Below are 12,695 nucleotides of genomic sequence, written 5' to 3'. Positions count from 1 at the left end.
TCTGTATTTCTGCTTTTAAAAGCGCAAATTTACGCTTTCTACAGAAAACTGAAAGCGTTTCCCTTTTTATATCTATAAATATAACAGCTATTTAAGGTTTTGTTTAAAATGCAATTTGTAATTTCGCCGCTTAAACCGCATTTTAGATTGATTAAAGATACTACCAAAGCTCATTTAGCATTGCTAGGGGCCAATACAATTTACGGCGCCAACTACATTATTGCTAAGGGCATTATGCCTGATAAAATTGGTCCGACTGCTTTTGTTTTTATTAGACTTTCATGTTGTGTGCTTCTTTTTTGGGCCATCAAACTATTATTTGTTAAAGAAAAAGTTGAAAAGAAAGATTTTTTAATGTTGGCTCTTTGTGGCTTGTTTGGTGGTGCCGCCAACCAATTGTTGTTTTTTCATGGTATTAATTTAACATCGCCTATTGATGCCTCTATAATTACAACCACAACCCCTGTAATTGTTTTAATTTTTAGCTACCTAATTTTAAAAGAACGCATTACCCAAAACAAAATATTGGGCATCACTTTGGGCGCTATTGGCGCTATACTTTTAATTATATATGGCAACAAATCCGTTGGAACAAGTTCTTTTTTAGGTAATTTGTTTGTGCTTTTAAATGCCTCTTGTTACGGATTGTACTTGGTATTAGCTAAAACCTTAATGAAAAAATACCATGCCATTACCGTAGTGAGTTGGATATTTTTATTTGGTTTTCTCTATGTGTTTCCCTTTGGAGTTTCAGATTTTTTAAACACCAATTTTGAAGCCTTTACCACCAGCACCTATTTAACTATTGGCTATGTGGTTTTGTTTACCACGTTTTTTGCTTACTTATTCAACATATATGCGCTTAACCATTTGGCGCCATCGGTAACCAGCAGTTATACCTACCTGCAACCAGCAGTTAGTTTTATTTTGGTAAGCTTATTGGCTTATGTTTTTGTACAAAGCCAATATGCCCAAGACATTAATTTAATTAAAATAGCAAGCTGTATTTTGGTGGGTGTAGGCGTTTATATAACCAGCAAACCACAAAAAAATTAGACGCATATTTATTTATTGTAAAACAATCTTAAAACTTTAAACGTTGTAATACTTAGCATAATAGAATACTTTACTATTTTTACACCGTTAATCCTATACTTTATGAGTTCATCTTTTGAAAAAGACCAAAAACGACGACTGATTTCCTCTTATTTTTCAGTGGTACTAAGCATTGCACTGGTACTGTTTTTATTGGGTTTATTGGGCATGCTGGTTTTAAACGCTAAAAAAGTATCCGACCATTTTAAAGAACAAGTTGTTGTTACCATATACTTAAAAGAAACTGCCAAAGAAGTTGAAATAAAACAACTTGAAAAAAGTTTGGCCATGGCCGATTATGTAAAAAGCATTGAATATGTTTCAAAAGAACAAGCTGCCGAATTTTTAAAAGCCGAAAACGGTGAAGATTTTATGGATTTTGTGGGCTACAATCCGCTACAAAACTCGATTGATGTGCACTTAAAAGCCGATTTTGTAACTTCAGAACATCTTGAAAAAATATCGGAAGAAGCCACTTCGAAAAACTTTGTAGATGAAGTAACTTATGATAACGACCTCGTAAACCTTATGAACGAGAACGTTAGAAGAATCAGTTTCTGGGTATTGGTTATCAGTGGTATTTTCACAATCATTGCCGTTTTATTAATCAATAGCTCCATAAGGCTTGCCGTTTATTCAAAACGTTTCACTATAAAAACCATGCAAATGGTAGGTGCCACAAAACAATTTATTCGCAGACCGTTTGTTTGGAAAAGCATCCGTTTAGGCATTATAGGTGCCATTATCGCTTTAATAGGTATGGCTATTGTGTTGTATTACATCAACAAAACATTCCCAGAACTAGGCTTGCTTAACGCGCCTGTTTTAGTCGCGCTACTTTTCGCTACCATATTTGCCTTAGGTATTTTAATTACTTGGATAAGTACACACATAGCCACACAACGTTTCTTAAATTTAAAAACGGACGCGTTGTATTATTAATTTGGGCGTTACCCTAAGGGGTCGGGTTTTCCGCTATATCTTTTTTGCTTTTAATGGCAAAAAAGGATGCCGCTGCAACCCCTAACGCAAAAACCAACAATTTATAATTGCCTTAACGTATCGTATTTAAATAATTATGTTAATTTGCAGTATTACTTTTAACAATCATGGGAGAACAAAAACAAAAAGAAGCTAAAAAAGCTGTTTTTATATTCGGAAAGAAAAACTATAAATTTATGTTTATAGGTTTGGCCTGTATTGCACTAGGATTTATTTTAATGTCTGGTGGCGGTAGCGACGACCCGAACGTTTTTAACCCAGAAATTTTTAGCTGGAGACGCATTAGGCTAGCACCTATGTTAGTGCTTTTAGGTTTTGGTATTGAAATTTATGCGATTCTTTTAAATCCGGATAAGAAATAAAATATCAAATTCCAATACTTTTTTAGGTATTAATATTTGTATTTTGATATTTTTGCTGCATGGAAATATTAAACGCTATCATTCTTGGCATTATTCAAGGCCTTACCGAGTTTTTACCAGTTTCATCGAGTGGGCATTTAGAAATAGGCAAAGCCATTCTTGGCGAAAATTCTGTTCCTGAAGAAAGCCTACTATTAACGGTGGTACTTCACTTCGCAACTGCTTTAAGTACTATAGTTGTTTTTAGAAAAGATATTTTTGACATCATTAAAGGCGCCTTAAAATTTGAATGGAACGAAGACTTACAATTTATTTCTAAAATTGCCATTTCTATGATACCTGCGGTTATTGTGGGTTTATTTTTTGAAAAACAATTGGAACAACTTTTTGGTGGCAATTTATTGTTGGTAGGCTGCATGCTAATTGTTACTGCCTTTTTATTGTTTTTTGCCGATAAAGCTAAGGATACAGACAAAAAAGTGTCTTTTAAAAATGCCTTTGTAATTGGTATTTCACAAGCCATTGCTATGTTGCCGGGTATTTCACGTTCTGGGGCAACCATTTCAACTTCTGTTTTATTGGGAAATGACAAAAGCAAAGCAGCTCGTTTTTCATTTTTAATGGTAGTTCCTTTAATTTTTGGTAAAATTGCTAAAGATGTTTTAAGTGGCGATTTAGCAAATGGCCATCATAATTTCACAACATTATCCATTGGATTTGTTGCTGCCTTTATAGCGGGGTTGTTTGCCTGCACTTGGATGATTGCTTTAGTTAAAAAAAGTAAACTTATTTACTTTGCCATCTATTGCGCAATTGTTGGCTTAATTGCTATTTTATTTTCATTATTAAATTCTTAAAATGGTTTCGAAAGAAGCGTATCTTTCTGGTCAAGTATTATTAATTGACAAACCTTTGCATTGGACCTCTTTTCAAGTGGTTAACAAACTGCGTTGGGAAATTCGTCAAGCCTTCCAAATTAAAAAAATAAAAGTGGGACATGCAGGCACTTTGGATCCGTTGGCTACAGGTTTATTAGTGTTGTGTACTGGAAAAATGACGAAACAAATAGACTCCTTTCAAGCTCAAATAAAAGAATATACGGGTACCATTGTTTTAGGTAGTACGACGCCTTCCTTTGACTTGGAAACTGAAATTGATGAAACTTTCCCCACCAATCATATTACTGAAGCTTTAATAAAGGAAACTACCGAACAGTTTATTGGGGAAATTCAGCAATTTCCTCCTGTGTTTTCAGCCATAAAAAAAGATGGTAAACGTTTATACGAATTTGCCAGAGCCGGCGAAGATGTAGAAATTAAAGCAAGAACCGTAAATATCTCCGAATTTGAAATCATCAACATGAACGGTTTAGAGGTTGATTTTAGAGTGGTTTGCAGTAAAGGCACATACATCCGTTCCTTGGCTAACGATTTTGGTAAAGCTTTACATTCTGGCGCACATCTTTCGGCTTTAAGACGTACTAAAATTGGTGATTTTGATGTTGAAAATGCCGAATCCATCGAAAGCTTCATAAAAAAGCTTCCTTCGGAATAATTATTGATAGAATTATTTTCTAAAACATAGTTATATGAGGTCAATTCACACGCTATTCTTCATTGCTATTTCCATAACATTTTCATCATTTTCACAAATAAAGAAGGAAAAAACGAATGGTATTTTTTATAAAATTTCATTGGCTACAACCTTAACTATTAATGAAGATTATGTTGCTTTTGACGAAGATGATTCAAGCACCCTACTTGAGCCAAGTGCCCTATTTGTAAACAACACTATAGGGTATAAGTTTGACCAACGTACCATGATAGGATTGAACTTTGAATACAATTGGCACTCTAAACAAGGGCTTCATTTTTTTCCTACCTATCTAAACCTTCAACATAATGTTATACTTGATGATACAAGTTTGTTTGTACGCGGTGGCTATGGAACACTTTTAGGGGTGGGAAAGTCGTTTGAAAAAGGAAACATGTACAAGGTAGGATTAGGTATTGAAATGGTTGATATTAACAATGCCATTCTATTAGGGCTCGATTTTAGCAGAAAACGCTTTGGTAATAAAAACATTGAAGGGATATCAAGTGTAACTATTTTCTTAGAATTTATGTTATTTTAAACTTTTTATGTTTATTTGTCGTATATAGTTATGTGTTACACATAAAAATGAATTGATTGCGCCTAACAAATCAACATAAAGCCCTACTACTAACCTTCCTGATTTCGGGAACGGTTGTGATGTGTGTTTTCAACTTAAGTATAAAAAACCAAGAGGAAGCTCTTGCCGAAAGTTACTACGAGTTGGAACCCGAAAAAGAACTTACCGAAGAAGACAAAAAAATAATTGAGGCTTTAGAAAAACTAAACAATAGTAAAGCCGAAACCAATAGTGCTTATAACGAGGCCGATAAAAACAAACATTTTGCACAAGCCTACAAGCAAATTGCCCCACCTGAAGATTATGTGCCTGCCAATAGCGAAGAAAGCGATGGTGAAGGCGATGAATCTAACAGTTTAGGCGAAAACAAACCCATAAAACCTGCTGTAAATAAAGAAGAATTATCTTCTTACAGCAAGGTAAACGATTTATTGAAACAACAACAAAACACCGGTGTTAACACCAAAAGTACCGTTAGTTTTTCGTTGGTAGATAGAAAAAAGGTTTCTATTCCCATACCCGTGTATTTATGTGAAGTTGATGGAAAAATAGTTATAAATATTACGGTTAACGCCAATGGCAACGTTACAGATGCTTATTTTAACAATGCATCTTCTACAAAAAACGACTGTTTGGTTCAACATGCTTTAGAATATGCTAAAAGTTCCCGTTTTAGTGCCGATGCTTCCAAAAAAACCCAATTAGGGTCTATTACCTTTCATTTTATTGGCAAACTGTAGGCTGTAATTCACAAAGTATATTGGTGACATCATCAATAATATTCTGTCCTTTATCATTATTGTACCAATGTTGTAAATCTTCTTTAAACTCAGGAGTTAAAACACCATATTTTACTTTATAGCGATTTACAAGACTTGTTGCTTCGCTTGGTCTTGGCCCATAGGTATTTAAAACATGTCCCGATTCATCATCAATAATAATCAATTTAGGTATCGAGCGGCTTCCATTGGTTAAAAACGCATCCATAAGTTCAGGGTTTTCGTCTCGCAACACAATTTTCAAATCGATGTGATGATTTAATTCGGCCATTTTATTCAATACTGGTAATACATGGGCTGCATCACCACACCAGCTTTCTGCAATAACCAACCATGTCATTTTCGTTTCAAATTCACTTATTTGTTTTTGTGCTTTATTCGATACTTTTAAGGTTTTATCCCAACGGTTCATACGTCTATCATTTAGCTTCGTGTAAGTTGCAAAAGCCTCTGTTTTTTCAATTCCTGTGGTAGTATTTTCTTCAGATAATTGCTTAACCAAATCTCTATAGGCTTGATAAGTTAAACCATTTTTCAAACTGTTCTTTATAATTGAATCCATAATGACATGCTGTTAAAAACACAAAAATAGTGCCTTCATATTTTAATTTAGATGACTTTTGTCATACTTTTACGTTAATCCTTACAATAACTTTATGGCTGAAAAACACAAATGCGGTTGGTGCTTAGGCGATGCGTTATATGAAGCATACCATGACCAAGAATGGGGCGTTCCGGTTTATGATGATGCTACCATTTTTGAATTTTTAATATTAGAAACTTTCCAAGCAGGCTTAAGTTGGATTACCATTTTGCGTAAACGCGAAAACTTCAGGGCTGCATTTGATAAATTTGATTACAAAAAAATAGCAACCTACAAGCTAGATAAAATTGATGCTTTACTACAAGATGCTGGCATTATTAGAAATAAACTAAAGGTGAATGCCACCGTTACCAATGCCCAATTATTTATGAAGGTCCAAGAGGAATTTGGCAGTTTTAGCAACTACATTTGGGGTTTTGTTGATGGTAAACCTATAAAAAACAAGCTGAAAAATTATAAAGACGCCCCACCAACAACAGCTATTAGTGACGCTTTAAGTAAAGACCTAAAAAAACGTGGGTTTAAATTTGTGGGCAGCACGGTTATATACGCACACATGCAAGCTACTGGCATGGTGAACGACCATGAGATAGGGTGTTTTAGGTATAATGAGGTTTAGTACATTATAACTAATGATTTGTTTAATAAAACCAGGTACTCAAGCTAACTTTTTTTCTCTATAAAATCTGAAAATTTGATAATAGAATTCGAATTTTTAATATTACTCGCAATTAATGGTAAAGAATCAGTTCCAATTATAGAATAAGGATAATCATTGTCATTTTGCTCCATTAGTATTTCATATAATTTATGGTACGATGATTTAGAACCTTTGTATGGATCTATAACCAAATAATGACTATTATCGTGAAAGTTTAAATTATTTTCTTTACTAAATAAATCCAATCTATAATTAAGGCTTTCCAAATCAGATATTTCGTGTCTTAACGAATCAATAGGTTTTTCAGAATTTAAATCAATTGATTTTACAGAATATACACTTCCGTTTACACCAATACCGTCTAAAGTATAATCAAAGAAAAGATTTGGAATTTGTTCCTTTTTGATTTTATAATTCAAATCTATTACATTATATAATGGTTCATAAAAAACTTTTCGAATAGTTCTGATAAAAGTACGGTCAATAACTGCTTTTTGCTGTGGTTTAAGATTAAGTTCTATATACTTTTTAAAAAAGTTATTGAATTTTTCATTGTCAAAATCCAAATTAAGTAACATTGGATTATCAAATTGAAGAAAACCATTATTGTAAATAGACAACCTATTTAAATATTCGAGGTTAACGCTAACTTCTTTTGAAAATAAACACACTTCTTCTTTTAATTGAAAGTCTATAAAATCAGAAATTTTTTTAATGGTATAATCTAAAAGATTTCCATTAGAATTATTAATTTTATGAGCTAGATTTATTTTCTCTTTTGAAAATTTATAAAAAAGTTTGTTATTAGAAATAAGAATCATACCAATAGCTAAATTCTCCTTACTCAAAGGATTATTAACAAATCTTATTATACTATAGTGTGACTTCATTTTATATAGTTGAGATATATTTTAGATATCTGTATATTTCTCTCTTTATTAGACAAAATTTCTTTAATCTTCATTTTGCCGTTTTTACTTAAACCAAAAGAATTAGGAATTTGATTGAAAACAAAATCCATATTCTTAATTACTTTGTCAAAACTTTCTATTAAATCAATGTGAAAGTTAGCAATAAAATTTGAGTCTGCAAATTTAAGAATACTTTTTGACATTGGAGTGTTTAAAATAGATTTTGGATTAGAGGATGACATTAGTGCTAATCTCAAAGCTTTATAATTATTTTGATATGCAAAAGCTTGTACATGATCAATTGGCAAAAATTCAAATTTACCATTTATCGACTCGTTAATTAGAATATTGGGATTACTACCTCTTCTATCCATATTAGCTATCCAATTGTCAAAAACCCCTATTTTTAAAAAATCAATTGGATTAATATATCTATTATAATCAAACTTGTTTTTTAAACTAATATTGTACAGTTCTGCCTCAGTAGTTGTAGGCTGAAATAGAGAACCAAAAAAAATTGTATTATTAAATATCAAATTATCATATTTAATATCAAAAAGTTTACCAGTTAATTTGAAGGAGTCGTAAACCTCTTGTGGAACGCTTATAAGGGCAGGTTTTATTGTTTTAACACCCATTTGCTCTAAAAAATAAACACACAATATTTCATTAATAATGTCTGCAAATGGCGGATGTGATTTAAACATTGTTTTTGCAATATATAATTCACCGTCATCACATAAAACAAAAAAAGGAACGCTATTTGTACCTTGCTGTTCAAGTATTTGGACTGCGGTTATATGCTTAATTTCTTCCAAAAAATTTAAAATATATAATTTCTTTTTCAATCATACTCGGTCAATATTCTAAATACAAAGATGAAGTTCAATTTCAGATCTAAACATTTATACACTAATAAACTTCACATGTAGTTTTATGCAATTTAGTTGATTTTTTTGACAAATTCAACAAAAATCAAACCCTTAAATACGCTATAAAATCCGCTCTAGAAATCTCTTCAGCTCCTAAACTTTCCAAATGGTTTGTGTAAACTTGGCAGTCTATAAGCTTATAATTGGTGTTTTGTATAAAGGTGATAAATGCCACTTTACTGGAGTTGCTTTTTTTAGAAAACATACTTTCGCCACAAAACACGCCATTATCTAAATCTACGCCATAAAACCCGCCAACCAATTCGTTTCCATCCCAAACCTCAACTGATTTTGCATAGCCCAATTCATGCAATTGCACATAGGCCTCAATCATATCGTTAGTTATCCAGGTATCTGCTTGCCCTTGGCGTTTAGCTTTAGAACATTCTGTAATTACTGCTCTAAAATCTTTGTTTACAGTAACTACATAGTCTTTATTTCTCAATACTTGTTTCATACTTTTTGAAACTCTTAGCCTTTCTGGAAATAGCACAAAGCGCGGATTGGGTGACCACCATAAAACAGGCTCTCCTTCACTAAACCATGGAAAAATACCGTGTTTATAAGCATATACCAAGCGTTCTACCGACAAATCACCACCAATTGCTAGCAAACCATCTGGAGTAGCTTCGTTTACATTTGGAAATTTGATGTCTTGGGTTAAAAATTGCATTTTAATAAATCAAAAAAATATCTAGTATGTTTTAAGAAATGATAAACAGATTACTTCAGTCATGCTTCCTTCGCAATGACGTAAAAGTAAACAACCTCGATATTATGATAAACATCGAGGTTGTATTTTATAAAACCCTTCATCTGTACTCAGGGTAACAAACGTTTTGATTAGAATGGCAAATCGTCGTGATCGTCTTCATTTAAATCGCCTGCTGGTTCAAAAGCATCCATTGGCGGCACTGGTGGCAAACTTCCATCAGCTGTTGCAGCCTGTAACGCTTCAATTCTCCAGCCTTGAATGGAGTTGAAATATTTAGTTTCACCTTGTGGGTTTACCCATTCTCTACCACGTAAATTGATGCTTATTTTTACTTGTTGACCTTCTTTATAGCTGTTAAGCAAATCACATTTATCTTGCACAAATTCCACCATAATGTGTTGTGGATATTGCTCTTCTGTAGTTACCACAATTTCTCTTTTTCTAAACCCATTACCTCCAAAAGTTTGAGTTTCTCCTACCATTTTAATTCTTCCTTGAACTTCCATTTAATCTATTTTTATTCTTATTATTTATTCTCTATTCATTTAAGACAACAATACTTTCCAAGCACTCTCAACATCGCCAAAACTTAAATAATTGCGTGCCAATTTATGTTTTTGTCTACGGTTCATCTTTTTTATATCTGGATACCTTTCACTAATATCTTCAATAAAAGCGGTTACTTGGTCTTCTGTAGGTAAACTTTCAACATTACCCAACATACCCAAATCGTTTCCTGTTAAAACCATACTGTTTTTAACCTTATCAGGAAAACTATCAACACCAATACCCAATGTTGTTAAGGGTTTTGGTATTTCAAAATAACCTTTTTTTGCTCTGCTGTAATAACTGCCTCCTGCCCTGGCAACCAAATCTAGTTTTACTTGGTTTATGGAGCCATCTTCATTTAAAACATCTTCATTGATATGAAGTTTTACAACCTCGCAAATCACTAAATTTCCCGCGCCACCTTCGGTTCCTAAGGCAATAATATCTGTTACCCTACACTCCATTTGAACAGGCGATTCTGCAACACGAAAAGGTTTTACCAAATGCGATTTCAGCATTGTAAACCCTGCCTTTTCAAACTCGTTAACACCTTCTGGATACTCGGTACTGCTTAACGATGTTTGGTGAACCATATCAAAACTCACCACATTAATAACCACCTCTTTGGTAGCTGTTACATTTTGAAGCGTGTGCTTAATGGTATTATCTTTTACGCGACGTGAAGGCGAAAAAACCAATATAGGTGGGTTCGCACTAAACACATTAAAAAAGCTAAATGGTGATAAATTTGCATGACCATCAGCACCAACCGTACTTGCAAAAGCTATAGGTCTTGGCGCTACAGCACTTAACAGATAACTATGTAATTTGCTGGTAGATAAGCTTTTTGGATCTATTGAAAGCATTCAACTTTTTTAATTTCAACAAATGTAACTAAACTAAAGTACAACAAAAAACCATTTTACTAACAACTTGAACAATAATATTAACAGATTTGCATTATATTACCAGTTATTAATTTAAGAATGATTTTTACAAAATACAGCAACACGTTACGTTGGATTATTATAATAGCATCGTTTGCCATTGTATCACTTATTTTATGGAAAACCTATGAGTTTTTTCAGCATTTTAAAGAAGAAGAACGCACTAAGATGGAAAATTGGTCGTTTGCGCAAACCGATTTTATAAATTCTGAAACCAATGCCAATTTAGATTTAACACTAAAAATACTTAACAGCAATAAAACAACCCCCATGATCGTAATTAACGAAGATGGCGAATTGGTGGGATTCAACAATATAGATGAAGTCAAAATATCTGATTCTACATATGTTAAAAAATTAATTTTAAAATTTGAAGCAGAAAACAAACCTATACCTGTAAAGCTAAATGACAGTATAGAAAGCACTATTTACTACGGAAATTCCGAGTTATTAAATAAACTAAAATACTATCCACTTGCTTTATTGCTCATCGTTTTCTTATTTGGCGCGGTTATTTTCTTTTTTTACCGAAGCAACAAAAATGCCACACAAAACAAGTTGTGGTCTGGTATGGCTAAGGAAACGGCACACCAAATAGGCACGCCTTTATCGTCTTTAATTGGCTGGACTGAAATTTTAAAATCTGAAAACATAAACCCCGATTACATTGTTGAAATTGAAAAAGATATTGATAGGCTACAAACCATTACCGAACGTTTCAGCAAAATTGGCTCCGTTCCTACTTTGGAAGTTGCCGATATAGTAAAAGAAACCATCGACTCGTATGATTACTTAAAAGCACGTTCTTCAAACCTAATAGATTTTGAAATTATTATTCCCGATGAAAAAATTTTAGTAAATTTAAACAAACAACTATACAGCTGGTGTATTGAAAATTTGGTAAAAAACGCCATTGACGCGATGAAAGGTCGCGGTAAGCTTTCTATAGAAATTTCTCAATTGGAAAACGCTATTATGGTAATGGTTACCGATACAGGAAAGGGTATTGCTAAAAAAGATTTTCATAAAATATTCGAGCCCGGATTCACAACAAAAAAACGTGGTTGGGGGTTGGGTTTATCTCTTACCAAACGTATTATTGAAGATTTCCATAATGGAAAAATAAAAGTTTTACAATCTGAAAAAAACAAAGGAACAACGTTTCAAATTCAACTAAAGCGTGCTTAATTTACAAACTATGGCTGAACAATTTGTATTTATAAAAAAAGTAGATTTGAATAATAACTGCCCCATTTGTTATAATAATGATGGTTTAAATTTAACCTGTAGCCAAAAAATTGTAGAAACCAATTTTTACAAAACTGTTACTTCTGAAATGAAATACGATATGGCATGCACCAACTGTAAAAGCACTATTTACCCTGTGAATTGGACGGATGATATTGAGCGTGTTTTTGAATATCACCAAAAAGCTTTTGAGGTTATAAAACCTTCAACGCACCTAAAAAAAGCTTCTTGGTTAGCTATTTTATCGGGCGTTATAATAGCTATTAGTATCGTAGCAGTTTTGGTTTACACCCAATTATAGTTGGGCTTTGATACTACTTGCTATTTCTTGAAATTCTTCTGGAGTTAGCTTTGTTTTTTGGATAAAACGGGCATCTTCCATGGTGTGCAATGGAATTAAATGTACATGGGCATGTGGCACTTCCAAACCAATTACTGTAACACCCACCCTTTTACACGGAATGGCTTTTTCAATAGCTATAGCAACACGCCTTGAAAACTGCATTAAACCCGTATAAGTAGCTTCATCTAAATCGAAAATTTTATCAACTTCCTTTTTTGGAATACACAATGTATGCCCTTTAGCATTTGGGTTTACATCCAAAAAAGCAAAAAAATCGTCTGTTTCGGCAATTTTATAGCAAGGTATTTCACCATTAATTATTTTTGTGAAAATTGAGGCCATATCATTTTTTTTTTGAGAGGGTTGAATAATTG

General features: G+C 32.9%; 17 protein-coding genes. 10 read left to right on the top strand and 7 right to left on the bottom strand.

Annotated features, from left to right (window positions below):
- Positions 1 to 108 precede the first annotated feature (108 nt).
- The 7 genes from J8H85_RS13210 (at position 109) to J8H85_RS13180 (ending at position 5,372) form a co-directional block, all read left to right on the top strand.
- Positions 109 to 1,056 (top strand): DMT family transporter, encoded by a 948-nt coding sequence (locus tag J8H85_RS13210; protein WP_209655681.1) that lies wholly within the window; start codon positions 109 to 111, stop codon positions 1,054 to 1,056.
- 102 nt (positions 1,057 to 1,158) lie between these two features.
- Positions 1,159 to 2,037, top strand: coding sequence for a cell division protein FtsX (locus J8H85_RS13205; protein ID WP_209655680.1), 879 nt, complete (start codon positions 1,159 to 1,161; stop codon positions 2,035 to 2,037).
- Positions 2,038 to 2,204: 167 nt separating this feature from the next.
- A complete protein-coding gene (locus J8H85_RS13200) occupies positions 2,205 to 2,459 on the top strand; it encodes a DUF3098 domain-containing protein (RefSeq protein ID WP_209655679.1) in 255 nt (84 codons plus the stop codon).
- A gap of 59 nt (positions 2,460 to 2,518) precedes the next feature.
- A complete protein-coding gene (locus J8H85_RS13195; RefSeq protein WP_209655678.1) occupies positions 2,519 to 3,316 on the top strand; it encodes an undecaprenyl-diphosphate phosphatase in 798 nt (265 codons plus the stop codon).
- Position 3,317: 1 nt separating this feature from the next.
- Positions 3,318 to 4,013 (top strand): tRNA pseudouridine(55) synthase TruB, encoded by a 696-nt coding sequence (gene truB, locus J8H85_RS13190; RefSeq protein WP_209655677.1) that lies wholly within the window; start codon positions 3,318 to 3,320, stop codon positions 4,011 to 4,013.
- A gap of 34 nt (positions 4,014 to 4,047) precedes the next feature.
- Complete coding sequence (locus J8H85_RS13185; RefSeq protein ID WP_209655676.1) at positions 4,048 to 4,593, top strand: hypothetical protein; 546 nt, start codon at positions 4,048 to 4,050, stop codon at positions 4,591 to 4,593.
- Positions 4,594 to 4,649: 56 nt separating this feature from the next.
- Complete coding sequence (locus J8H85_RS13180) at positions 4,650 to 5,372, top strand: energy transducer TonB (protein ID WP_245243811.1); 723 nt, start codon at positions 4,650 to 4,652, stop codon at positions 5,370 to 5,372.
- Here J8H85_RS13180 and J8H85_RS13175 read toward each other — a convergent pair.
- Positions 5,356 to 5,973 (bottom strand): thioredoxin family protein, encoded by a 618-nt coding sequence (locus tag J8H85_RS13175; protein ID WP_209655675.1) that lies wholly within the window; start codon positions 5,971 to 5,973, stop codon positions 5,356 to 5,358. The two genes, J8H85_RS13180 and J8H85_RS13175, sit on opposite strands and share 17 nt — an antisense overlap.
- 94 nt (positions 5,974 to 6,067) lie before the next feature.
- On the opposite strand from J8H85_RS13175, the gene J8H85_RS13170 reads away from it, so the two are divergent.
- Positions 6,068 to 6,634, top strand: coding sequence for a DNA-3-methyladenine glycosylase I (locus J8H85_RS13170; protein WP_209655674.1), 567 nt, complete (start codon positions 6,068 to 6,070; stop codon positions 6,632 to 6,634).
- A gap of 44 nt (positions 6,635 to 6,678) precedes the next feature.
- Here the strand turns inward: J8H85_RS13170 and J8H85_RS13165 are convergent, their stop codons facing one another.
- The 5 genes from J8H85_RS13165 to J8H85_RS13145 all read right to left on the bottom strand — a co-directional run bounded on the left by J8H85_RS13165 (position 6,679) and on the right by J8H85_RS13145 (position 10,649).
- Positions 6,679 to 7,566 carry a hypothetical protein gene (locus J8H85_RS13165; RefSeq protein ID WP_209655673.1) on the bottom strand — a complete coding sequence of 296 codons (888 nt, stop codon included), beginning with the start codon at positions 7,564 to 7,566 and terminating at the stop codon, positions 6,679 to 6,681.
- A complete protein-coding gene (locus J8H85_RS13160; RefSeq protein ID WP_209655672.1) occupies positions 7,563 to 8,435 on the bottom strand; it encodes a HipA family kinase in 873 nt (290 codons plus the stop codon). The genes J8H85_RS13165 and J8H85_RS13160 overlap by 4 nt, the downstream gene beginning before the upstream one ends.
- Positions 8,436 to 8,562: 127 nt before the next feature.
- Positions 8,563 to 9,192: a leucyl/phenylalanyl-tRNA--protein transferase gene (gene aat / locus J8H85_RS13155; protein WP_209655671.1), complete on the bottom strand. Its 630-nt coding sequence runs from the start codon at positions 9,190 to 9,192 to the stop codon at positions 8,563 to 8,565.
- A 170-nt stretch (positions 9,193 to 9,362) separates the two neighbouring features.
- Entirely contained in the window at positions 9,363 to 9,740 is a 378-nt protein-coding gene (locus J8H85_RS13150) for a DUF3127 domain-containing protein (protein WP_209655670.1), read from the bottom strand.
- Between the two features lie 39 nt (positions 9,741 to 9,779).
- Positions 9,780 to 10,649, bottom strand: a complete 870-nt coding sequence (locus J8H85_RS13145; RefSeq protein ID WP_209655669.1) for a flavin reductase family protein — start codon at positions 10,647 to 10,649, stop codon at positions 9,780 to 9,782.
- A gap of 120 nt (positions 10,650 to 10,769) precedes the next feature.
- Between J8H85_RS13145 and J8H85_RS13140 the strand changes: the two genes are divergently transcribed.
- Positions 10,770 to 11,918, top strand: a complete 1,149-nt coding sequence (locus J8H85_RS13140) for a sensor histidine kinase (protein WP_209655668.1) — start codon at positions 10,770 to 10,772, stop codon at positions 11,916 to 11,918.
- Between the two features lie 10 nt (positions 11,919 to 11,928).
- On the top strand, positions 11,929 to 12,279 hold the full coding sequence (locus J8H85_RS13135) for a hypothetical protein (RefSeq protein WP_209655667.1): 351 nt from the start codon (positions 11,929 to 11,931) through the stop codon (positions 12,277 to 12,279).
- Here J8H85_RS13135 and J8H85_RS13130 read toward each other — a convergent pair.
- Positions 12,274 to 12,663: an HIT family protein gene (locus J8H85_RS13130; RefSeq protein WP_209655666.1), complete on the bottom strand. Its 390-nt coding sequence runs from the start codon at positions 12,661 to 12,663 to the stop codon at positions 12,274 to 12,276. The genes J8H85_RS13135 and J8H85_RS13130 overlap by 6 nt on opposite strands.
- Positions 12,664 to 12,695: the final 32 nt, after the last annotated feature.

It is taken from the genome of Mariniflexile gromovii (assembly GCF_017814435.1).
Taxonomy (GTDB): domain Bacteria; phylum Bacteroidota; class Bacteroidia; order Flavobacteriales; family Flavobacteriaceae; genus Mariniflexile; species Mariniflexile gromovii.
The sequence above is the reverse complement of the archived record's forward strand: the minus strand, read 5'-3'. Positions and strand labels throughout refer to the sequence as shown.